The organism is Variovorax sp. J2P1-31 (assembly GCF_030317215.1).
Lineage (GTDB): Bacteria > Pseudomonadota > Gammaproteobacteria > Burkholderiales > Burkholderiaceae_C > Variovorax.
Genome location: NZ_JASZYA010000002.1, coordinates 504,164 through 526,817, shown reverse-complemented (window position 1 = coordinate 526,817; position 22,654 = coordinate 504,164). Strand labels below are relative to the sequence as shown.

At 71.6% G+C, this 22,654-nt stretch carries 18 protein-coding genes; 4 read left to right on the top strand and 14 right to left on the bottom strand.

Annotated elements, in window-relative coordinates; genetic code table 11:
* Window positions 1–2: 2 nt before the first annotated feature.
* Both QTI20_RS13555 and QTI20_RS13550 read left to right on the top strand, forming a co-directional pair.
* Window positions 3–815 (top strand): ABC transporter ATP-binding protein, encoded by an 813-nt coding sequence (locus tag QTI20_RS13555; RefSeq protein ID WP_286551577.1) that lies wholly within the window; start codon window positions 3–5, stop codon window positions 813–815.
* Window positions 816–838: 23 nt separating this feature from the next.
* Window positions 839–1,711, top strand: coding sequence for an ABC transporter permease (locus tag QTI20_RS13550; protein WP_286551575.1), 873 nt, complete (start codon window positions 839–841; stop codon window positions 1,709–1,711).
* Between the two features lie 49 nt (window positions 1,712–1,760).
* Here QTI20_RS13550 and QTI20_RS13545 read toward each other — a convergent pair whose 3' ends face one another.
* The 11 genes from QTI20_RS13545 to QTI20_RS13495 all read right to left on the bottom strand — a co-directional run bounded on the left by QTI20_RS13545 (window position 1,761) and on the right by QTI20_RS13495 (window position 18,150).
* Window positions 1,761–2,792, bottom strand: a complete 1,032-nt coding sequence (locus tag QTI20_RS13545) for a DUF1513 domain-containing protein (protein WP_503011421.1) — start codon at window positions 2,790–2,792, stop codon at window positions 1,761–1,763.
* 40 nt (window positions 2,793–2,832) lie between these two features.
* Window positions 2,833–3,864: an imelysin family protein gene (locus QTI20_RS13540; RefSeq protein ID WP_286551572.1), complete on the bottom strand. Its 1,032-nt coding sequence runs from the start codon at window positions 3,862–3,864 to the stop codon at window positions 2,833–2,835.
* On the bottom strand, window positions 3,864–5,300 hold the full coding sequence (locus QTI20_RS13535) for a di-heme oxidoreductase family protein (RefSeq protein ID WP_286574212.1): 1,437 nt from the start codon (window positions 5,298–5,300) through the stop codon (window positions 3,864–3,866). The genes QTI20_RS13540 and QTI20_RS13535 overlap by 1 nt, the downstream gene beginning before the upstream one ends.
* An 8-nt stretch (window positions 5,301–5,308) precedes the next feature.
* Window positions 5,309–6,520: an imelysin family protein gene (locus QTI20_RS13530; protein ID WP_286551569.1), complete on the bottom strand. Its 1,212-nt coding sequence runs from the start codon at window positions 6,518–6,520 to the stop codon at window positions 5,309–5,311.
* A 112-nt stretch (window positions 6,521–6,632) separates the two neighbouring features.
* Window positions 6,633–8,747 carry a TonB-dependent receptor family protein gene (locus QTI20_RS13525; protein WP_286551568.1) on the bottom strand — a complete coding sequence of 705 codons (2,115 nt, stop codon included), beginning with the start codon at window positions 8,745–8,747 and terminating at the stop codon, window positions 6,633–6,635.
* 55 nt (window positions 8,748–8,802) lie between these two features.
* On the bottom strand, window positions 8,803–10,380 hold the full coding sequence (locus tag QTI20_RS13520; protein ID WP_286551566.1) for a DUF4394 domain-containing protein: 1,578 nt from the start codon (window positions 10,378–10,380) through the stop codon (window positions 8,803–8,805).
* A 75-nt stretch (window positions 10,381–10,455) separates the two neighbouring features.
* Window positions 10,456–13,152 carry an excinuclease ABC subunit UvrA gene (locus QTI20_RS13515; protein WP_286551564.1) on the bottom strand — a complete coding sequence of 899 codons (2,697 nt, stop codon included), beginning with the start codon at window positions 13,150–13,152 and terminating at the stop codon, window positions 10,456–10,458.
* Complete coding sequence (locus tag QTI20_RS13510) at window positions 13,149–15,443, bottom strand: xanthine dehydrogenase family protein molybdopterin-binding subunit (protein ID WP_286551562.1); 2,295 nt, start codon at window positions 15,441–15,443, stop codon at window positions 13,149–13,151. The genes QTI20_RS13515 and QTI20_RS13510 overlap by 4 nt, the downstream gene beginning before the upstream one ends.
* Entirely contained in the window at window positions 15,440–16,474 is a 1,035-nt protein-coding gene (locus QTI20_RS13505) for an FAD binding domain-containing protein (RefSeq protein ID WP_286551560.1), read from the bottom strand. Before QTI20_RS13505 ends, QTI20_RS13510 begins: the two co-directional genes overlap by 4 nt.
* Window positions 16,471–17,016 (bottom strand): (2Fe-2S)-binding protein, encoded by a 546-nt coding sequence (locus QTI20_RS13500; protein ID WP_286551559.1) that lies wholly within the window; start codon window positions 17,014–17,016, stop codon window positions 16,471–16,473. Before QTI20_RS13500 ends, QTI20_RS13505 begins: the two co-directional genes overlap by 4 nt.
* Window positions 17,017–17,172: 156 nt before the next feature.
* Window positions 17,173–18,150, bottom strand: coding sequence for a ferritin-like domain-containing protein (locus QTI20_RS13495; RefSeq protein ID WP_286551558.1), 978 nt, complete (start codon window positions 18,148–18,150; stop codon window positions 17,173–17,175).
* Between the two features lie 245 nt (window positions 18,151–18,395).
* On the opposite strand from QTI20_RS13495, the gene QTI20_RS13490 reads away from it, so the two are divergent.
* Both QTI20_RS13490 and QTI20_RS13485 read left to right on the top strand, forming a co-directional pair.
* Window positions 18,396–18,638, top strand: a complete 243-nt coding sequence (locus tag QTI20_RS13490) for a hypothetical protein (protein ID WP_286551557.1) — start codon at window positions 18,396–18,398, stop codon at window positions 18,636–18,638.
* Between the two features lie 146 nt (window positions 18,639–18,784).
* The gene (locus QTI20_RS13485; protein WP_219212791.1) at window positions 18,785–19,780 is read left to right on the top strand and encodes a CysB family HTH-type transcriptional regulator; all 996 of its coding nucleotides are present in this window, start codon (window positions 18,785–18,787) and stop codon (window positions 19,778–19,780) included.
* On the opposite strand, the gene QTI20_RS13480 is transcribed toward QTI20_RS13485, so the two are convergent.
* From QTI20_RS13480 to QTI20_RS13470, 3 genes are all read right to left on the bottom strand, one after another.
* Window positions 19,749–20,618, bottom strand: coding sequence for an ABC transporter permease (locus tag QTI20_RS13480; RefSeq protein ID WP_286551556.1), 870 nt, complete (start codon window positions 20,616–20,618; stop codon window positions 19,749–19,751). The two genes, QTI20_RS13485 and QTI20_RS13480, sit on opposite strands and share 32 nt — an antisense overlap.
* 114 nt (window positions 20,619–20,732) lie before the next feature.
* Window positions 20,733–21,644 carry an ABC transporter ATP-binding protein gene (locus QTI20_RS13475; protein WP_503011397.1) on the bottom strand — a complete coding sequence of 304 codons (912 nt, stop codon included), beginning with the start codon at window positions 21,642–21,644 and terminating at the stop codon, window positions 20,733–20,735.
* Window positions 21,644–22,654, bottom strand: a complete 1,011-nt coding sequence (locus tag QTI20_RS13470; protein ID WP_286551554.1) for an ABC transporter substrate-binding protein — start codon at window positions 22,652–22,654, stop codon at window positions 21,644–21,646. Before QTI20_RS13470 ends, QTI20_RS13475 begins: the two co-directional genes overlap by 1 nt.

The following is a 22,654-nucleotide window of genomic DNA, read 5'->3' as shown; positions in this document are numbered from 1 at the left end:
CCATGCGCAACGGAACCCCCAACGGCCCGGGCACCGCGGTGACCTCGGCGATCGACTTCGACGACGTCTCGCTGCGCTTCATCTCGCAGGACGGCAATGCCACCGTGGCGCTGCGCAACTTCAGCATGTCGGTGGCGCGCGGCGAGTTCGTCGCCATCGTCGGCCCCACCGGCTGCGGCAAGTCGACCACGCTCAACATGATCACCGGCCTGCTCAAGCCCACCGTGGGCGAGGTCAAGGTGATGGGCCAGCCGGTGAACGGCGTGGACCCGCGCATCGGCTTCGTGTTCCAGGCCGACGCGGTGTTCCCGTGGCGCAGCGTGGAGGACAACGTGGCCGCCGGCCCGATGTTCCGCGGCAAGCCCAAGAAGGAAGCCCTGGAACTCGCGCAGGAGTGGATCCACCGCGTGGGCCTGGCCAAGTTCGGCAAGCACTACCCGCACCAGCTGTCGGGCGGCATGCGCAAGCGCGTGGCGCTGGCGCAGACCTTCATCAACGACCCCGAGATCCTGCTGATGGACGAGCCCTTCTCGGCGCTCGACATGCAGACCCGCACGCTGATGCAGGACGAGCTGCTGCAGCTGTGGTCGGGCAATGGCGGCAGCGTGCTGTTCATCACCCATGACCTGGAAGAAGCCATCGCGCTGGCCGACCGCGTGTTCGTGCTGTCGGCACGCCCCGGCACGCTCAAGCGCATCTACGAGATCGACCTGCCGCGCCCCCGCGTGATGTCCGAGGTGCGCTACGACAAGCAGTTCATCGAACTGTCCAAGCACATCTGGGACGACCTGCGTGAAGAGGTGGTGATTCAATGAACACGACGACGACAACCCCCGCCATGAACCCTTCGACCGCCCCCAAGACCGGCGCGCTGCCCTCCTCGCTGAGCGACGCCGCGCTGGCGCGCGAATCCGAGATCGCGCAGGCCGCCATCCGCGGGCGCCGCCGCATGATCATCACGCTGCGGCTGATCGTGCTGGTGGTGGTGCTCGGCGGCTGGGAGCTGGCCGCGCGCCTCAAGTGGATCGACCCCTTCTTCTACTCGCAGCCCACGCTGATCTACAACCAGCTCGTGGAATGGATGCGCGACGGCACCTCGCAGGGTTCGCTGTGGATGCAGGTGGCGGTCACGCTGGAAGAAACGGTGCTGGGCTTCCTGATCGGCTCGGTCGCCGGCATCGTCTGCGGCATCCTGCTGGGGCGCAACAAGCTGCTGTCGGACGTGTTCAGCCTCTACATCCAGATCGCCAACTCGATCCCGCGCGTGGTGCTGGGTTCGATCTTCGTGATCGCGCTGGGCCTGGGCATGGCCTCGAAGGTGGCGCTGGCGGTGGTGATGGTGTTCTTCGTGGTCTTCGGCAACGCCTTCCAGGGCGTGCGCGAAGCCGACAAGTACATGATCGCCAACGCGCAGATCCTGGGCGCCTCGCCGCGCCAGCTGACCTGGTACGTGGTCATCCCCTCGGCCATGTCGTGGATCCTGGCCAGCCTGCACGTGAGCTTCGGCTTCGCGCTGGTGGGTGCGGTGGTGGGCGAGTTCCTCGGCGCCAAGGAAGGCATCGGCCTGCTGATCTCGACCGCGCAGGGCGCCTTCAACGCCAGCGGCGTGTTCGCGGCCATGATCGTGCTGGCGGTGGTCGCACTGGCGGCGGACTTCCTGCTGAGTTCGCTGGAGAAGCGGCTCCTGAAGTGGCGGCCCGCGGCGTTCTGACGGGCTGCGCTTCCCCTCCCCTTCCTTGAAAGAGAGCGGGGCTGCTGCTTCAGGCCATCGCGGCCCAGTGGTTGTCCAGCCGCAAGGCGGCCACCACGGCCGCCTCGCCCCCCGCCCCGGCCATCGGCAGCGCCTGTTCGCGGCCCCCGGCCCAGACCCCGCCCTGCGCCGGCGCGAGCGCACAGGCTTCGCCCAGCGGCGTGAAGCCGTCCCAGCGCCCATCCGCACGCCACATCGCCACGCCGTTCGCCCGCGGGCAGCTCACCGCGAAGCGATCGCCACCGAAGGCGATCGCGCCGCCATAGCCCGCGAGCGCATGGCCGGCCTCGACGGTGCGCAGCGCGCGGCCGTCGAACAGCGCCAGCAGCGGCGCCGCGGCCTTGTCTTCGGCCCGGTCGTGCTCGGCCTGCAGCGCGATGCCCAGCTGCCCACGTGCGCCCCAGGCCATGTGGCGCAGGCTCAGGCGCCTGTCGGCCAGGCGCCACTGGCCGCGCAGCGTGCCGTCGCTGCCGTCGAGCCGCACCAGCGACGCGTCCATGCGGTCCAGGTGCACCTTCACCCGGCCGGTCTCGGGCAGCGTCGGGATGCCGCCATTCGCGACCACCAGGCTGCCGTCCATGTCGGCCAGCAGTTCGTGCGGGTCCATGCCGTGGGTCGGCCACTCGTCGGTCTTCTCCAGCGATGCCGCATCGCGCACGCCGATCAGCCCCTCGGCGGTCTCGAGGTCGGTCTCGGCGGTGTAGAGCGTCCGCCCATCGGCGCTCGCGATCACATGGCCGTTGAAGGCGCGGCCGGCTTCGATCCAGCACCAGGCCAGCGCCTGGCCGTCGGGCCGCCAGCGCACCAGCCAGTCGCCCGGCCGGCGTGCCGCGGCGAGCAGCGTGCCGCCACGCTCCACCCACAGGCCGTGGGCGCGCGTGGGCACCTCGAGCGCGGACTGCGCGGCCAGGCCCTGCGGCGTCCGTGCCAGCACGCCGACGCGGTGGCCGGCCTCGGCCTCCCAGGCCGCGACGAAGCGTGAAGCCGATGCCGCCTCGGCCCTCGCCGATGGCCCCAGCGGCACCAGCGCGGAGGCCGCCATCCAGGCGAGCCAGCGCCGGCGGTCCAGCGGCAGGCGCGCCTCAGTCACCGTCGCCGTCCGAGAAGCCCACCACCACCTCCAGCGCCGGCGCCACCTCGGCCTCGATCAGCTTCTTCACGCCGGCCAGCGCGCGCGTGGCGGCGGGCAATGCCGGCAGGTCGGCCGGCGTGGCGCGCTGCATCGCGGCATCGGCCTCGGCCACCGACTGCGTCAGCCGATCGGCCAAGGGTTTCCTGCCGCTGGCCGCCAGCGATTGCGCCACCGGGCCCGCGAGCGCACGCAGCGCCTCCCACTGCGCGGCCCAGCTCTGCGCCGCATGGCCGCTGGCGGCGCGCGCGAACACCGGCGCCTTGCCGGCGCTCGAGGTCTCGACGGTCTTGAGCGGCTTGTCGATCTGCGTCCAGCGCAGGCGTTCGAAGCCGCCCAGCCACTGGTTGAACAGTTCCTGCCAGGCGAGGTAGGTGCGCGCCGGATCGGCCGCCCAGTCGGTCGCCGCCAGTTCGGCGAAGCCGGCCGACAGCGTCGCGCCTTCGCGCGCCAGTTCGATCGCCACCTGCTGGGTGTAGCGGCAGGCCGGCGACTGCGGCGCGGGCTTCCGGGTCCACAGCAGCCATTCGAGCGCGGGAATGCCCTTGGCCGGCGTGCCCACGCGCTCCATCGCTTCGGCGCCCACCGGCGCGCTGCCGATGGCGCGTTCGATCAGCGGCGGACGGGTCGGGTTGAAGTCGAGCGCGGTCAGCGCGCGGCGCTTGACCAGCGGCCCGACCGCCACGCCGGCCAGCCGGTCCCAGGCGGTGGTGGTGGCCTGCCATTGCGTGCGCGCGGCCGTGAGCGCGGCATCGGCATCGGCATCGGCGGCCGGGGCCTCGCAGAGCGTGTCGATGGCCGCGTGGAGCGCCGCGCTCTCGGCCGCGAAGGCGGTGGCGCGCGGCTGGAAGCCGTCGCGGTAGGCCGAGGCCAGGAACTGCGGCGCTTCCGCGGGCGCGACGGCCGCGGGCTGGGCCTGCGCGGCACCGGCGAGCAGCAGCACCAGCGCGGCCGGCAGCGGAGAAAAACGGTTGGCCTGCAGCATCACAGCGACTCCACGAACTTGACCAGCGCTTCGCGCTCGGCCGCATTGAATTGCAGCACCGCGTCGCGGCTCTCGCGCGCTTCGCCGTCGTGCCAGAGGATGGCTTCCATCACGCCGCGCGCCCGACCGTCGTGCAGCAGCCGCTGGTGGCCGTTGACGTCGGGGATCAGGCCGATGCCCCACAGCGGCGGCGTGCGCCACTGGCGGCCGTTGGCGAGGAAGTCGGGCCGGCCGTCGGCCAGGCCGTCGCCCATGTCGTGCAGCAGCAGGTCGGTGTAGGGGTGGATGGTCTGGTTGAACAGCGCCTTGCTGGTCACGCGCGGCGTGAGCGGCGGGAACAGCTCGCGCGCCGTGGTGTAGGTGGGCCGGTGGCAGGTGGCGCACTGCACCTGCGCGAACAGCGCCTGGCCCACGCGCACCTGCGCGTCGTTCACGTTGCGCCGCGCGGGCGGCGCCAGCGTGGCCTGGTAGAAGACCACGTCGGCCAGCGTCCGGTCGTCGATCTCGTGGCCGCGGCCGTCGGCCCCGCTGGGCGCGGCGGCGCAGTCGGTCTGGCGCGGCGTGCAGGTGGGCTCGGGGAACGGGCGCGAGGTGATGCCGATGTCGCCCGAGAAGGCGGCCGCCGTCTGGTGCGCCAGCGTGGCCACGTTGGCCTTCCAGCCGAAGCGGCCGACCAGCATCTGCTGCGAGGGCACGTCGTAGACGCGGTTGGCGACGCCGCGGATCGGGCCGTCGGTCGCCGCCTGCTCCTGCGCGTTGCGCAGGATCTCGGCCTCGGGAATGGCCTCGAGCAGGCCGACGCCGATCACCTGCGGCGCGATGCGCGGGCTGAACATCGCGTCCTTCGCCATCGGGCCGTAGTTCAGTTTCGAGAACGAATAGACCGGGCGCTGCAAGGTGTAGCGCGTGCCGTCGGCGAAGCGGCCGGCCACGTTCTCGTAGCGCAGCGCGATCTGCCCTTCGGACTTCACGCCGCGGATCGCGAAATTCTGGAACTGGTCGCCGTACACCGGTTCGGGCAGCGGCCCGCCCACGCGGTCGGTGCCGGGCACCGACAGCCGCATCAGCAGCGCCACCGGCGGCTCCGACAGGCCCTTCCTGAAATCCGGCGGCGCACCGCGCCCGTCCTGCATGTGGCAGGCCGCGCAGGAGCGCGCGATGAAGTGCGGGCCGAGCCCGTCGCGCGCCTTGGTCGAGGCCGGTGCCTGCACCCAGTTGCGCTTGAAGAAGGAGTTGCCGATCACGAAGCGCGTGCGCTCGGGATCGTCGAGGTTGGCGGCGGGGAAGGAGAAGGCGTTGCGGCCGGTGGCGAACACGGTCGTGTCGCCGCCCGTCTTCTCCTCCGCTTCACCGGGATGCGCGACGACTTCGGGCCCGGCCAGGGCCACGAAGCCGAGCGCACCCATCCCGGCCCAGGTTCGCACACGACGGCGCATCGCGCCGCCTACTCGGGGTTGACCAGCGTGAGCCGGGTGATGCCGATCGCGCCCGCGGCCTCGACCAGGTCCTTGCTCTGCTGCGTCAGGCTGTCGATGGCCTTCTGCACGCGCAGCCGGCCGGGGGCGTCCTTGCCGCCGACGATCTCGCGGTCGAAGGGGGCCTGGATGCCTTCGGTGGCAGCCACCGAGGCCGCGATCTGCGCGCCGGTGCGCGCCGCCAGCTGCGGGTTGCGCGCCGCCACCAGCGCCTGCAGCGACGGCCCTTCGACCACGCGGCCGTCGGTGCGCACGTAGCGGCCGAGCCAGACGTTCTGGATGCCCATCGCATTGGTCACCGCATCGCGGTGCGTGTTGTCGGAGAAGCAGGAGTGCTCGTCCTCCTGGTCCTGGCTGGCCAGCGCGACCTCGAGCCGCTCGCCCGCGAGCTCGCCGCGCGACAGCGAGCCCAGGCCGACCAGCATCTTGCGCAGCGACTCGTTGCCGCCGCGCGCGAAGCTCGCGCCGTAGTTCTTCTGCTGCGGCGCCCAGGCCTTGACCAGCGTGCGCAGGTCGTCGATCAGCAGCGAGGTCACGACCGTCAGGTACTGGCGGCGGCGGTCGGCGTTGGGCCGCTTGCCGTCGACGAAGTCCTCGAAGGAACGCTCGCCCGGGCCGGTCTCGCTCAGGTCCTGGCCCCAGAGCAGGAACTCGATCGCGTGCCAGCCGGTCGCCACGTTCTCCTCGCCGTCGCGCTCGTTGAGGCTGGCCAGCGACTTCTTGGTGATCGCGACCTTGCGGTCGTTGACGATGCCGGCGGTGGGCGCGTCGACCACGTAGTCCACATAGGACTCGTCCATCGGCCAGGCGTTGATGCGTCCTTCGGGGCCGTTGTCATCGTCGATCGGGCCGCCGTAGAAGCGGAAGGCCTCGGTCTGGCCATAGGCCTCGCGGGCCTGCAGCCAGGCCTTGCGCGCGGCCGCCAGGCCGGCTTCGGACGGGGCCGCGGTGAAGGCCGCGATGGCCTTCTGCAGCGCCAGCGCGCCGCCCAGCGCATCCTCGTAGTTGACATGCACCAGCACCGCGTAGTGCGCGGCCACCGACTGCGGCGTCACCGGCGTGGCCGGGCTGCTGCGCACCGCGGCGGCGGGTTGCTGCGCCCACGCGGGCATGGCGAAGGCCAGGGCGGCCGGAACGGCGATGGCGGCGACGAAGGCGGAGGCCAGACCCGGGGTTTTCATGCAGCAGGAGCTCGTTCGAAGTGGACAGGGCGGCCATTCTGATGGGAATAACTCTCAATCCGCTTCAACTCCACAGAAGGGCGCAGGGTATCCCCGCCCGCCTGTCGCCCCCTCAGAAACGGTACGAAGCCGCCGCGCCCACGGTCCAGTTGCGGCCCGGCGCGCTCTCGTAGTAGCGCGCATTGCCCTCGTTGACGATCACCGAGCCGACGGTGCGCCGGTCGGCCACGTTGTCGACGCGCGCGAAGGCATCGAGCTCCCAGCGGCCCCAGCGCTTCAGGTAGCCGGTCTGCAGCGCGAGCAGCGCATAGCCCGCGGCGCTGGCGGTGTTGGCGTCGTTGGCCTGGATGCGGCTCAGCGCGCGCAGTTCGGCGCCGGCGCGCCAGCCTTCGCTGGGCGCATAGCCGAAGGAGGCGAAGAAGGACTGCTTCGCGATGCCCGGGATGCGGTTGCCCGCCGCCACCGCATTGCCGGCCGCGCAGGGCGCGGGCGAGCAGAAGCCGTCGCTGTAGCGCGCATCGAGCCAGGTGAAGGCCAGCTGCGTGCGCCAGTGCGAGCGCGTCTCGTGCAGCCAGCCGAGCTCGAGCCCTTCTCGCCGCGTGCGGCCCGCGTTCTGGAAGGTGGCGCGGCCGCCGATGTTGGTGCCGGTCACGATCTCGTCGTCGGTGCGGGTCTGGAACACCGCGCCGGTCAGCAGGCCGTCGGCCACGCGCGCCTTGGCGCCGAGCTCGAGGCTGCGGTTGACGGCCGGCTGCAGTGCGAAGTTCAGGCCGCCGACATTGCCCGGCCGGTACGACAGCTCGTTGAGCGTCGGCGTCTCGAAGCCGCGCCCGGCCGAGACATAGAGGTTCAGGTCGCGCGTGGCGGCGTAGCGCAGCGCGGCCGCGGGCAGCGCCTGGCGGTAGCGCGCGGCGCCGCTGTCGTCGCCGTTGGCGCCGCGGATGTAGCGGTCGTCCGAATCGAAGCGCACGCTGCTGTGGCGCAGCCCGGCCTCGAGCGTCCATTGCTCGGCGAAGTCCCAGCGCGTCTGCACATAGGGGTCGACATTGCCGACCTCGTTGCGCTCGTCGCGCCGCAGGCCGCCCTGCACGCCCAGCTGCTGCGCGGCACCGCTGCCCGTGAAGTTCTCGTAACCGCGGCGCTGCTCGCGCAAGGTGTCGTAGGCCAGGCCGGTCGAGAGTTCGAAGGGCCGGCCCGCGAGCGCGGTGCGCAGCGTCCAGCGCGCATCGAAGCCCGCATAGCGGCGCTGCAGGTCGATCACCGCGCCCGCGCTCAGCGGGCTGGCCTGGGCCGAGGGCGGGATCGACTGGAACTGCGTGGTGCGGCGGTCGCCACCGTAGAGCATCAGCCGCAGGTCCTGGTCGGCGTTGAGCCGGCGTTCGTAGAGCAGGCCGACCTGCGTCTGGTCCACGGTCTTGCGCGTGTCGTACTGCGTGGCCAGCGGCGCGGCGCGCGGGTCGGCGTCGAGCTGCGCGCGCGTCAGGCCCAGCGGGTCCTGCGCGTCGATGCGCACGCTGTTGGCCACCAGCGTGAGCCGGCTGTCGTCGTCGAGCTGCACGCCCAGCTTGCCGTTGGCGATGTCGCGCGTGGCCGCGCTGTGCTCGCGGTAGCCGTCGGTGCGGAAGCGGCTGGCGCTCAGCACGTAGTCGATGCCGCCGCTGGCGCCCGAGGCCTTGGCGCCGAGGCGCATGCTGCCGAAGCTGCCGCCGGCCACCGAGAAGCCCAGCCGCGGCGCGCCTTCGCCGTCCTCGGTGAAGACCTGGATCACGCCACCCGAGGAATTGCCGTAGAGCGCCGAGAACGGGCCGCGCAGCACCTCGACGCGGTCGGCCGAGCCGATGTCGATGTTCGAACTCTGGCCCTGGCCGTCGGGCAGCGTGGCGGGGATGCCGTCGATGTAGAGCCGCACGCCGCGCAGGCCGAAGGTGGAACGCGCGCCGAAGCCGCGGATGGAGATCTGCAGGTCCTGCGCATAGTTCTGCCGGTTCTGCACCTGCAGGCCGGGCACGCCGCCCAGGCTCTCCGACAGGTTGACCTGCAGCCGGCCCTCGCGCAGCTGCCGGCGGTCGACCAGGTCGACCGAGGCCGGCATGTCGAAGGGCGTGGCCGCGCCGCGCGGCGTCGAGACGGTGACGGCCCGCAGCGCGGGCACGTCGTCGACCGGGGTTTGCGCGTGCAGCGTGGCCGCGAAGAAGGCCGATGCGGCCGCGACAGTGGTTCTTCTCATGCCCCGATTCTGACGACCCGCCGCGAAGCGGGTGTCGGCGAGGAGGCCGTGCCGCTCAGTAGCGGATCGCGATGTCGCGCACCACCGGCCCGCCCGCGCCGCCGATCTGCGCGAAGGCCGCGCCGTTCGCCGCACCGAAGGGCGTGGCCGCACCGGTCGCGAGCGACAGCGTGTAGAGCGTGAAGGGGCCGGCATTCGTGCCGCGCAGCGCGGCCAGCGCCAGCCCGTTGGCACCGCCCGCGATGTCGAACGCGGCCTGCCCGTTGAGCGGGACGCCCACCGCGCCCACGTTGACCAGCGTGCCGTCGTTGGGCGGGCTCTGGCGCGCCAGCACGTTCTCGTTGCCCTCGAGGTCGAACAGGTCGGTCGCGGTGCTGCCGGCGAAGCTGTTGGTGTAGGCGCCGGCCACGACCACGGCCGGCGTGGCGCGGTTGATCGCGCCGTCGGTGGTGGTGAGGCCGGTGTCGACGTTGATGCGCAGGCTCTGGCCGGTGTCGCTGATCACCCGCAGGCGATCGGCCACCGGGTTGAAGTCGACGGTGAAGCGCGCACCGGCCAGGCCGGCATAGGGCAGCGTGGTGTCGGCCGGGTCGGCCGCGAGCACGGTCGCCACGGTCGAGGCACCGGTGTCGGGGTCGACGGTCAGCACCCGGGCCGCGCTGGTCAGCGCGTAGAGCCGGCCGTTGGCGGGGCGGAAGTCCACGCCCACCACCGTCTCGTTGGCCGCGAGGCCGCCGATGGTGACGGCGCTCGACAGCGTGTTGGGCGCGGTCAGCGCGAAGCTCGCGAGCCGCGCGGCCTCGTGCAGCACATAGACCTTGGGCGCGGCGGGCGGCACCAGCGTCAGCCCGACCAGCGCGTCGCCCGCGCCGATGGTGCCGATGCGCTGCGCACCGGCCGTGCCGCTCAGGGGCACGGTGTAGAGCTGCGTGGCGCCGCCGACCGTGAGCGCCGCATAGCCCACGTTGTTGCGCGCATCGATGTCGAAGCCGTTGCTCGCGCTGAAGACCACGTTCAGCGGCACCGGGTTGGCCAGCGTGCCGTTGTTGGGCGGGTCCTGCAGGTAGAGCGTGCCGGCCGCGTCGAGGTTGTAGAGCTGCGTGGTCGTGGTGCCGGCGAAGGCGTTGGTGTAGGCCGAGGCGGTGATGCTTGCGGACGCGCCGTTGATCGCGCCGTCGACCACCGCCACGCCGGTGTTCACGTCCACGCGCAGGTTCTGGCCGGTGTTGCTGACCAGGCGCAGCCGATCGGCCACGGGGTTGAAGTCGACGCCGAACTGGGTGCCGGCCAGCGGCGTGCTCAGCGTGGACTTCAGCGTCAGCGCGCCGCTGGACGCATCGAGCGTGAAGATGCGGCCCTGGTTGCTGACCGCATAGATCGCGCGGTCGGCCGGCCGCACGTCGATGCCCACCAGCGTCTCGCCCGCCGCCAGGCCCGACACGGGCAGGCTGGTGGCGAGCGTGCCGGGAGTGGTTCGGTTGAAGGAGATGACGCGGCCCGAGGCGGTGACCGCCACGGTGTCGCCCAGCGGGCCGGTGCTGCCGGTGCCGCCGCCGTCGTGGCTGCCGCCACCACAAGCGGTCAGCGCGGCAGCGGCGATGAGGGAGAACGGAAGAAAGGAAAAGCGGTGCATGGGGAGGTCCTGGTAGTGGAAGGGCATGCCCCGCACCCTGTTTTTCTTCGGCGTCGGCGGCGCGGCATGCCGGTACTACCCGCGAGAACGCACTTTGGATGCACCCTCACGATCTTTTGTTTCGGGCTGCCCGCGGGACACCCCGCCCAGCGCACGCGCCAGGTAGGGCGCGGTGCGGCTGCCCGGGCTGCGTGCCACCTCGGCCGGCGGCCCGCAGGCCACGATGCGGCCGCCCTCGCCGCCCGCGCCCGGGCCCAGGTCGATCACCCAGTCGGCGCCGGCCACCACCCGCATCTCGTGCTCGACCACCACCACCGTGTTGCCCGCATCGGCCAGGCCTTCGAGCTGCGCCATCAGCTTGTCGACGTCGGCCGGGTGCAGGCCGGTGGTGGGCTCGTCGAGCACATAGAGCGTGTCGCCGCGCTGCGCGCGCTGCAGCTCGGTCGCGAGCTTGATGCGCTGCGCCTCGCCGCCCGAGAGTTCGGTCGCGGGCTGGCCCAGCCGCAGGTAGCCCAGGCCGATGCGGCGCAGCAGGTCGAGCGGGCGCAGCACCGCGGGCTCGTCGGCGAAGAAGGCGCAGGCCTGGTCCACCGTCATGGCCAGCACCTCGGCGATGTGGCGATCGTTCCAGCGCACCTGCAGCGTGGCCTCGTTGTAGCGCGCGCCGTGGCAGGTCGGGCACGGCGCATAGACGCTGGGCATGAACAGCAGCTCGACGCTGACGAAGCCCTCGCCCTCGCAGGTGGCGCAGCGACCCTTGGCCACGTTGAAGGAAAAGCGCCCGGCGTCGTAACGGCGCTTGCGCGCGGCCGGCGTGGCGGCGAACAGTTTGCGCACCGCATCGAACAGGCCCGTGTAGGTCGCGAGGTTGGACCGCGGCGTGCGCCCGATCGGCTTCTGGTCGACCTGCACCAGCCGGCGGATGCGGTCCGTGTCGCCGGCCAGCCGGCCCGCGGTCGCGGCGGCGGCGGGTGCGGGCATGCCATCGCCCGCATCCTCCTCGTCGGCCACCGGCGCTTCGTGGCCCAGATGCGCCGACAGCAGCTCGATCAGCGCCTGGCTCACCAGGCTGGACTTACCCGAGCCCGAGACGCCGGTCACGGCCGTGAGCACGCCCAGCGGAAAGGCCGCGTCGATGCCCGCGAGGTTGTTGCGCACCACGCCCTCGAGCCGCAGCCAGCCGCTCGGCGCGCGCGCGGGCCGGCGCGCGATGGCATGGCCATCGCCGAACAGGTAGCGCGCGGTGTGCGACGCGGCCACCTCGCGCAGGCCCGCGGGCGGACCGCTGTAGAGCACCTGCCCGCCCTGCTCGCCAGCATCGGGGCCGACGTCGACGATCCAGTCGGCGCGCCGCATCACCTCGAGGTCGTGCTCGACCACGAACAGCGAGTTGCCCGCGCGCCGCAGCGCGCCCAGCGCCGACAGCAGCGCCTCGGCATCGGCCGGATGCAGGCCGGCCGAGGGCTCGTCGAGCACGTAGACCACGCCGAACAGGTTGGAGCGGATCTGCGTGGCCAGCCGCAGCCGCTGCAGCTCGCCGGGCGACAGCGTGGGCGTGCTGCGCTCCAGCGACAGATAGCCCAGGCCCAGCCCACGCAGCGTCTCGACGCGGTCCAGCACCGCCTGCGCGATGCGCTGGGCGGCGATGCGCTTCTCTTCCGACAGCTCGGGCGTGCGCCGCACGTCGGGCGAGGCCGCATGCGTCGCGCCGCCGGCCGCCACGCGGCGCGCCGTGTCCTGGCGCGAGGCGGCGCGGCTGCGCACCCTGGTCTCGCCCTCGGCGCGCTGCGTGCCGGCCGCGGCCGGCGCCAGCACCTCGGCCAGGCGGTCGAGCGGCAGCCGCGCCAGCGCACCGATGTCGAGCCCGGCGAAGGTCACGCCCAGCGCCTCGCGCTTGAGCCGCTTGCCCTCGCAGGCCGGGCAGACGCTGCCGGCCATGAAGCGCGCCACGCGCTTCTTCATCAGCGCGCTCTGCGTGGTCGCGAAGGTGTGCAGCACGTACTTGCGCACGCCCATGAAGGTGCCCTGGTAGCTGGGCTCGGCCTTGCGGCGCAGCGCGGCGCGGGTCTCGGCGGGCGTGAAGCCGGCGTAGACCGGCACCGTGGGTTGCTCGTCGGTGAACAGGATCCAGTCACGGTCCTTGCGAGGCAGATCGCGCCAGGGCGTGTCGATGTCGTAGCCCAGCGTGACCAGGATGTCGCGCTGGTTCTGCCCGCCCCAGGCCGGCGGCCAGGCCGCGATGGCGCGCTCGCGGATCGTGAGCGTGTCGTCGGGCACCATGCTGCGCTCGGTCACCTCGTAGACATGGCCCAGGCCGTGGCAGGTCGGGCAGGCGCCCTGCGCGGTGTTGGGCGAGAAGTCCTCGGCGAACAGCATCGGCTGCTTCGCGGGATAGTGGCCGGCGCGCGAGTACAGCATGCGCAGCAGGCTGGACAGCGTGGTCACGCTGCCCACCGACGAGCGCGTGCTCGGCGTGCCGCGCTGCTGCTGCAGCGCCACCGCGGGCGGCAGGCCGTCGATGGCGTCGACGTCGGGCACGCCGACCTGGTCGATCAGCCGCCGCGCATAGGGCGCCACCGATTCGAAGTAGCGCCGCTGGGCCTCGGCATAGAGCGTGCCGAAGGCCAGCGAGGACTTGCCCGAGCCCGACACGCCGCTGAACACCACCAGCGCATCGCGCGGGATGTCGACGTCGACGTCCTTCAGGTTGTGCTCGCGCGCGCCGCGCACCCGCACGAAGGCATCGGGCCGGCGATCCCCGGGCACGCTCACGGCGCCATCACCTTGTCGGGCGTCATCGGCGTGCTGCGCACGCGCCGGCCGGTGGCGTGGAAGATCGCGTTGCACACCGCGGCCGCGACGCCCACGATGCCGATCTCGCCCACGCCCTTGGCGCCCAGCCGGCTCACGATGCGGTCGTCCTCCTGCACGAAGATCACGTCGATGTCGTGGATGTCGGCGTTCACCGCCACGTGGTATTCGCTCAGGTTGTGGTTCATGAAGCGGCCGAGGCGGTGGTCGGTCAGCGTCTCCTCGTGCAGCGCCTGGCTGATGCCCCACACCACCGCGCCGCTGACCTGGCTGCGCGCGGTCTTGGCGTTGATGATGCGGCCGGCCGCGACGGCGCTCACCACGCGCGTCACGCGCACCGTGCCCAGGAGTTCGTCCACCCGCACCTCGCAGAACACCGCCGAATGGGTGGCGCGCTGGTACTTCCTCTGCTTGAACACGTGCGGCAGCATCAGGTACTTCTCCTCGATGCGCGCCGCGCGTGCATGGGCCAGCACGTCGACCAGCCGGATCGCGCCCGAGGGATCGACCGCCCGGCGCAGGGTGCCGTCGACGAATTCCATCTCCTCGAAGGCGACCTTGCGCAGCGCGGTGCCGGGCATGGCGCGCGCCATCCCGAACAGCCGGCGCTGCAACTTCTCGCACACGCCCTCGACCGCCGAGCCGACGGTGGTGACGTGCGAGGAGCCGCCTTCGATCGGCGCCACCGGCAGGGTCGAATCGCCCAGCTGGAAACTGACCTGCTCCAGCGGCAGGCCCATGGCCGCGGCCGCGATCTGCGCCATCACGGTGTAGGTGCCGGTGCCGATGTCGGTGGCGGCGCTGCTCACCACCAGCCGGCCGTCGGCATGCAGCACCGCGCTGGCGCGCGCGAACATCTGCATCGCGTCCCAGGTGCCGGTGGCCATGCCCCAGCCGACCCACTCGCTGCCCTGCTTCATCGAACGCGGCGCGAGCGGGCGCGCGGCCCAGCCGAAGCGCTCGGCGCCCTGCAGGTAGCAGGCGCGCAGCTCCTTGGTCGAGTAGGGCAGGTCGTCCATCGGGTTGCGCTCGGCATAGTTCTTCAGCCGCAGGGCGAGCGGGTCCATGTCCAGCGCATAGGAGAGCTCGTCCATCGCGACCTCGAGCGCATGCACGCCGTGCGCGGCGCCGGGCGCGCGCATGTCCATCGGGCTGTACTGGTCGAGCGACACCACCTGGTAGCCGAGCCGGATGTTGTCGCAGCGGTAGAGCTGGCCCGACCAGTTCACCACCACCTCCACATAGTCCTCGAAGCGCGAGGTCTCGGCCACCGCGTGGTGCCGGATCGCGCGCAGCGTGCCGTCGTGCTCGGCCGCGAGCCCGATGCGCTGCTGCGTCTCGGGCCGGTGGCCGAAGCTGAACATCTGCTGGCGCGTGAGCACCACGCGCACCGAGCGCTCGAGCTTCAGCGCCGCCATCACCGCGAGCGGCAGCTGGTACTGCGGCCGCAGGCCGGAACCGAAGGCGCCGCCGACATAGGGGTTGCGCACCGTGACCCGGTCCTTCGACAGGCCGAACACACGCGACACGTACCAGCGGCTGTTCTGCGAGCTCTGCGTCTTGTCGTAGATCGTGAGGTGGCCGTCGGCGCCGCGGATCACGGTCGAGGCGAACAGCTCCATCGGGTTGTGGTGCTCGACGCCGCTGTGGTACTCGGCCTCGATCCTGACCGGCGCCGCGTCGAAGGCCGCGCGCGCGTCGCCCTTCTCCGCGGGCGGCGGCGCGTAGCCGGCCTTGAGCCGGCTGGGCTTGCGGCCGCGGTGCAGGTTGGCCAGCAGGCGCGTGTCGTGCGGCTCGACCGCGTAGTCGACCCGCACCAGCGAAGCCGCATGGCGCGCCGCCTCGAAGGTCTCGGCCACCACCAGCGCGACCGGCTGGCCGCTGTAGGCGATCCGCGCATCGTGCAGCGGCTTGAAGGGCGTGCCGCCGGGGGCGGTCATGTCCTTGTAGAACAGGCCGGCGCTGCGCGTCTTGGGCTTGTTGGCGTGCGTGAGGATGTCCAGCACGCCGGGCACGGCCAGGGCCGCGTCGAGCGCGAAGCCGGTGATGCGGCCCCGCGCGACGGTGCTGTTGACCACCACGCCATACACCAAGGGAGACGCCGGGTCGTCGACCTGCACCTCGGCCGCATAGCGCGCCTGGCCCGTGACCTTGGCACGGCCGTCGATGCGGGAGACCGGGTCGCCCACCCGCACATGGCCGGTGCCGGCGTCGGCGCGGGGCACGGCGAGCGCGTCGATGAGATCGGTCACTGGAGCGCTCCTTCGGGCACGCGGCCCTGGTTGTCGACGGTGCCGGCCGCGGCGGTCTCGAGCGCGCGCACGATGGCGCGGCGGGCCAGCGGGATCTTGAAGTCGTTGTCGCCCTGCCCCTGCGCGCTGCGCAGCAGCGCATCGGCGACCAGCGCGAAGTGTTCGGCCGTGGGCCGCGCGCCGACCAGCAGCGACTCGGCCTCGGGCAGGCGCCAGGGCTTGTGCGCCACCCCGCCGAGCGCCACGCGCACCGCGCGCACCGTGCCGTCCTCGGCCAGGTCGAGCGCGGCCGCCACCGACACCAGCGCGAAGGCATACGACGCCCGGTCGCGCAGCTTGAGGTAGGCCGAATGCGCGCGGAAGGCGGCCGCGGGCGGCAGCACGATGTGGGTGATGAGTTCGTCCGGCGCGAGCGTGTGGTCCTGCGACGGCCGGTCTCCGGGCAGCCGGTGGAAGTCGGCGAAGGCGATGCTGCGCTCCCCGCGCTGCGAACGCACCTGCACGGTGGCGTCCAGCGCAGCCAGCGCCACGCACATGTCCGACGGGTGCGTGGCGATGCAATGGTCGCTGGCGCCCAGGATCGCGTGCTGTCGCGTGAGGCCGCCGATGGCCGGGCAGCCCGAGCCCGGCTCGCGCTTGTTGCAGGGCACGCCCACGTCGTAGAAGTAATGGCAGCGCGTGCGCTGCAGCAGGTTGCCGCCGTTGCTCGCCATGTTGCGGATCTGCGGCGAAGCGCCGGCCAGGATCGCCGCGCCCAGCAGCGGACAGTGTTCGCGCACCAGCGGGTGGTAGGCGGTGTCGGCGTTGCGCGCCAGCGCCCCGAGGCGCAGGCCGCCGTCTTCGGTGGTCTCGATGCGGTCGAAGGGCAGGCCGTTGATGTCGACCAGGCGCGCGGGCCGCGCGATGTTCTCCTTCATCAGGTCGATCAGGTTGGTGCCGCCGGCGATGCAGCGGGCACCGTCGTCCGCGGCCGAGAGCGCAGCGAGCGCGGCCTGGACGTCGCCGGCCCGCTCATAGGCGACGGGCGTCATGCGGGCACCGTCCCGATCACGATGCGGCGCTGCGCATCCGCAGGCGCCGCCAGGCCCATCACCTCGCCGACGGCCTGCACGATCTGCGGATAGGCGCCGCAGCGGCACACGTTGCCGCTCATGAGTTCGCGCACCTCGTCGGCCGTTTGGGCATGGCCTTCGTTCATCAGGCCCACGGCCGAACACAGCTGGCCGGGCGTGCAGTAGCCGCACTGGAAGGCATCGTGCGCGATGAAGGCCTGCTGCAGCGGATGCAGGGCATCGCCGTCGGCCAGGCCCTCGACCGTGGTGACCTCGCGGCCCTGCTGCATCACGGCCAGCGTGAGGCAGGCGTTGATGCGGCGGCCGTCGACCAGCACGGTGCAGGCACCGCACTGGCCGTGGTCGCAGCCCTTCTTGGTGCCCGTGAGCGCGAGCCGATCGCGCAGCAGGTCGAGCAGCGTGACCCAGGTTTCGACCTCCAGCGTGTGCGGCCGGCCGTTGACGCTCAGCGAGAGCGCATGGCGCGGCACCGTGCGCGCGGGGGATTCGGAGGTGTCCATGGCGGTTCCAGTGGCGATCGTGAGGGGCTTCAAGATGGATCAGCGGCCGGCGCCGGCGTGTAAGACAAGGGCGGTATCGGAGCGTGCCATGCCGCGGGCCCGAAAAAAAGCCGCCCGAAGGCGGCTGTCTGTCTGCGCGTGTCCGCCCGCGGCGGTTCAGGCGGCAGCGCGGGCCGCGTCGCGCAGGTCGCGGATCTGGTCGTGGTTGCGCTGCGCGCCCTCTGCCTGGCGCTCGATCACGGTGCGCACCGCGGCCGGCAGCGTCTGCTTGAGCGCCTTGCGGTAGCGCGCGAGGGCCGCGTCCTCGCCGCGCTCGCATTCCTCGAGGATCGACTTCTCGCTGTTGGCGCCGACCGCGCCCTTCACATGCACCCAGCCGCGGTGCATGGCGCCGCTGGCCGTGCCGCCTTCGGCCGGGATGCCGCCGTATTGCGTCACGAGGTGCATCAGTTCGTTGGCCGCGACCCGGCAGCTCGCCACGCGCTCGCCGAACAGCTGCTGCAGGTGCGCGCTTTCCACTTCCTCGGCGCAGGCGAGGAATCCGTATTCGCCATCGCGCGAGTTCTCCAGCAGGTCGTTGAGCACGTCCACCACCTCGTCGTCGGCCAGGCCGTCACCCGTGGTCGAGACCGCACGGTTCTCGCCGGCGCTGAAGTAGTCACGGTCGACGCGGTCCCAGGCTGCGCGCGTGGCAGGGCGGGCGCGCTCCCAGTCGAGGCTGGAGCTGCCGCGCAGCCGTTCCCATTCGGTTGCGAACGCGGGCTCGAGCGTGTCGAAGGATTCGTTGCGCGCGGCCCGGCTCGACCAGCCCAGTTCATAGGCCGGCCGGTAGTCGTCGTAAGGGCGACCCGTCTCGTAGTAAGCCTCGCGGTTGTAGGCGTCGCGCCAGTGTGCGTCTTCCGCGCTGGGGTTGACGGCTTCCGCGACGGCCTTGCCGCCCAGGCCGCCCGCCACGCCGCCGGCCACCAGGCCGACCACGGCCCCCACCGGTCCGGCCAGGGCGCCCGCCGCGGCACCGGCCAGTGCGCCCCCCGTGGTCCCCAGGCCCGTTCCCACGGGATGCGCGCCGGGCGTGCCGGTGATCGGATCGCGGTTCAGGTCGGTCGCTGGCATGAGGTCTCTGTCGTTGGCCATGAGGGGCTCCTTTGGATGGTGAAGGTTGGAGGGCCTGGGCGTCGAGCGCCGCGGGCATTGCGAAAGCCCACTGTCGAGCGCGTGCCGCGCCCATCGGGTCGGCCCTGCCCCACCCTGTGTGTAGGGCTTGGCCTTCGCGGCCTGCGATGCGATGCGCCGCGCATCGAGGGGCCTGGCCTACACGGCGCGATCGCGCGCCGCTTTATCAACGCAGTTCCTCTTCCACCGACAAAAAGGAGCGCCCCTTGGACGCCAAGAACTTCATCCACAAGGCCCGCGTCGCGGACGACCGTCGTGACGACCTGCCCGGCGAGCACTGGGTGGTGCTCGGTGCCGGCCTGTTGCTGCTGCTGGCCGCGAGCCGCGGCCGCTCCTTCATCGGCCGCACCGTGGCCGGCACGCTGGGCAGCGCGCTGGTCGGCCGCGCCGCCACCGGCCGCGGCGGGCTCGAGCGCCTGGTGCGGGCCGTCTCGGGCGCGCGTCGCTGAGCGCGTCGCGCAGCAGGTCCTTCGCTGCGCTCATAGACGATTGGCTCATTTGGAACCAACGAAACGGTCGTTCCTTGTTGGCGGCATGCGCCGGAAAATCGCGGCCTGCGCCATCCACGGCGCCTTATGCCGCGAAGTTTCCTGCCATGAATTTCCAACAGCTGCGCTCGGTGCGCGAGGCCGTTCGTTGCGGCTTCAACCTGACCGAAGCCGCGCACACGCTCCATACCTCTCAACCCGGCGTGAGCCGGCAGATCCGCGAGCTCGAGGATGAACTCGGCATCGAGCTGTTCGTGCGCGCGGGCAAGCGCCTGACGGGGCTGACCGAGCCCGGCGGCCATGTGCTGCCGATCATCGAACGCGTGCTGCTGGAGAGCAGCAACCTGCGCCAGGCCGGCCAGGAGTTCGCCGCGCGCCAGGACGGCATGCTGTCGGTGGCCGCGACCCACTCGCAGGCGCGCTATGCGATGCCGGTGGCGGTGCAGGAATTCCGCGCGCTGTTCCCGCAGGTCAAGCTGCACCTGCACCAGGGCTCGCCCAAGCAGATCGCGCAGATGCTGCTCGAAGGCGAAGCCGATGTGGGCGTGGCGACCGAGGCGCTGGGCGACTACCCGCAGCTCGTCGCCCTGCCCTGCTACCGCTGGACCCACTCGGTGGTGGTGCCGCCCGGCCATCCGCTGCTCGACGAACCGCTCACGCTGGAGCGGCTCGCGCAGCACCCGCTGATCACCTACGACACCGGCTTCACCGGCCGCACGCGCATCGACGACGCCTTCACCGACAGCGGCGTGGACCCCTCGATCGTGCTGACCGCGATGGACGCCGACGTGATCAAGACCTATGTGCAGCTGGGCATGGGCGTGGGCATCGTCGCGGGCATCGCCTACGAGGCCGAGCGCGACACGCAGTTGCGGGCCATCGACGCCGGCCACCTGTTCGGCATCAACCTCACCAAGCTGGCGGTGCGCCGCGGCAACTACCTGCGCGGCTACGTTTACGCCTTCATCGAGGCCTTCGCCCCCACGCTGACGCGCGAGGTGGTGGATGCGGCGCTCGGCGCCGATGCGGTGGCGCCCGCCGCGCGCCGGCCCGCGGGTTTTGCACTGAGCGCTAGCGCTGCTGACCCCAGCGTCGCACAGTGAGCCGCTCCAGGGTGGCGAAGCCCAGGCTTTCCACCAGCAGGCCGATCAGCACCACCATCGCCAGGCCGGCGAACACGCGGTCGGTGTAGAGCTCGTTGCGGTTCTGGAAGATGTACCAGCCCAGGCCGCCCTTGCCCGAGGACGCGCCGAACACCAGCTCGGCCGCGATCAGCGTGCGCCAGGCAAAGGCCCAGCCGATCTTCAGCCCCGACAGGATCGCGGGCAGCGCGGCCGGCACCAGGATCTGCAGCACGTAGCGCAGTCCCGTGAGGCCGTAGTTGCGCCCGGCCATGCGCAGCGTCTCGGGCACGCCCTGGAAGCCCGCATAGGTGTTGAGCGCCAGCGGCCACATCACCGAATGGATCAGCACGAAGACCAGGCTGCCGCGGCCGAGGCCGAACCACAGCAGGGCCAGCGGCAGCAGTGCGATCGCGGGCAGCGGGTTGAACATCGAGGTCAGCGTGTCCAGCAGGTCGCGGCCGACCTGCGTCGACACGGCCAGCGTGGTGAGGCCGAAGGCCAGCAGCACGCCCGCCACGTAGCCCTGCAGCAGCACGGCCAGCGAGATGCGCACCTTCTCGACCAGCTCGCCGCTGGCCAGGCCCTCGACCAGCGCGCGCGCGGTGGCGCTGAAGGTGGGCAGCAGCAGGTCGTTGTCCTGCCAGCGCGCGGCGAGCTCCCACAGCAGCGCGATGGCGAGCAGGATCAGGGCCTTGCGCAGCCAGGCCTGCGACCAGATGCGCGTCGAAAGCGGGAGCGCGCGCTCGACAGGCAGCTCGGTGAAGGGTTGCAGCGGGCGTTCGTATTCGGGGCGGATGGGCGGTGTGAGGGTGCTCATGGGTTCTCGCTCCTTCCCCCTCCGGGGGAAGGCTGGGTTGGGGCAAGCGGCGGTGGACAGGCTGCCAGCCCCCACCCCCGCCCTCCCCCGGCGGGGGAGGGAGAGAAAACGCAGTCATGCGTGTTCTTCCTCGAACAGCATGTCGTGGATGCGCGTGGCCGTGGCCTGGAACTCGGCGCCGCCCAGGCTGTGCTGGCCGAAGGCATGGCTGTTGATCTCGGCGCGCATGCGGCCCGGATGCGGCGACAGCAGCGCGATGCGGTTGCCCACCACCAGCGCCTCTTCGATCGAATGGGTGACGAACAGCAGCGTGAAGCGCACCTCGTCCCAGAGCTCGAGCAGCTCTTCCTGCATCTTGCGGCGCGTGAGCGCATCGAGCGCGGCGAAGGGCTCGTCCATCAGCAGCACGCGCGGCTGCATGGCCAGCGCGCGCGCGATGGCCACGCGCTGCTTCATGCCGCCCGAGAGCTGGTGCGGATGCACGTCGGCGAATCGGTCGAGGCCGACCTTGGCCAGGTAATGCAGCGCGCGCTCGGCCGCTTCCTTGCGGCCCAGCGTCTTCGAGGCCAGCAGCGGGAACATCACGTTCTGCTTCACCGTCTTCCACGGCGGCAGCTGATCGAACTCCTGGAACACCACGATGCGGTCCGGGCCCGGTGTGTGCACGCGCCGGCCCTCGAGCCGGATCTCGCCTTCGACCGGCGCGATGAAGCCGGCCACCGCCTTGAGCAGCGTCGACTTGCCGCAGCCCGAAGGGCCCAGCAGCACGAAGCGGTCGGCCGCATGCACGTCGAAGCTCACGCGGTGCGTGGCGCGCACCACGCGCTCGGGCGTGCGGTATTCGAGGCTCACGCCATCGACCTGGAGCAGCGCCGCCGTGTCTGTCTCCCTCCCCCCCTGGGGGAGGGCCGGGGTGGGGGCCGACGGCCGTCGATCCGCTTCATGCGCCATGGCCGTGCGAGCGCCCTCGGCCAGCCCGGCCTTGCCCCAGAGCGGCAAGGCGTCCACGCCCTCGGCCGCCCGCATCAGTTCCCCGCCGCGTTCTGCGCGTCGTCGAAGAAGTAGTCCTTCACCGAGGCCGGCTTGTTCTTGATCGCGCCCACGCGGTGCATGAACTCGGCCAGCGCGTAGGTGTTCTGCGGCGTGGTCTTGAACTGCACTTCGGGGTTCTTGATGATCTTGAGCAGCAGCTCGCGGTCGATCTTGGCGTTGCTGACCTTGATGTAGATGTCGGCCGCCTTCTCGGGGTTGGCGGTGACGAACTGCGCCGCCTCGCTCAGGGCCTCGACGAAGGCCTGGTAGGTCTTGGGGCTCTCGGCGCGGAATTTCTCGGTCGCATAGAGCACCGTGGCCGAGGCCGGGCCGCCCAGCACCTGGTAGGAATTGAGCACGATGCGCGCCTGCGGATTGCCGGCCAGTTCCTGCTCCTGGAAGGGCGGGTTGCCGAAGTGGCCGGTGATCTCGGTGCCGCCCTTGATGATGGCCGCGGCCGCGTCGGGATGCGGCACCGCCACGCTGATCTTGTCGAGCTTGGCGAACTCCTTGTCGCCCCACAACTTGGCCGAGGCCAGCTGCAGCACGCGCGACTGCACCGACACGCCCACGGCCGGCACCGCGATGCGGTCCTTGTCGGTGAAGTCGGCGATCGTCTTCACGTTGGGGTTGTTGGTCACCAGGTAGTAGGGAAAGTTGCCCAGCGAGGCCACGCCCTTGACGTTCTGCCGGCCCTTGGTCCGGTCCCAGATGGTCAGCAGCGGCCCCACGCCCGCGCCCGCGATCTCGATGTTGCCCGACAGCAGCGCATCGTTGACCGCCGAGCCGCCCGAGAGCTTGACCCACTCGACCTTGGCATCGATGCCCGCGGCCTTGGCATGCTTCTCGATCAGCTTCTGGTCCTGCGCCACGTTGAGCAGCAGGTAGACGATGCCGAACTGCTCGGCGATGCGGATCTGCCCTTCGGCATGGGCCGCAAGGCTGGAAAGAACGAGGCCCAGGCCGGCGATGGTGGTGGCGGTCTTGCGGAGGATCGGATGCAT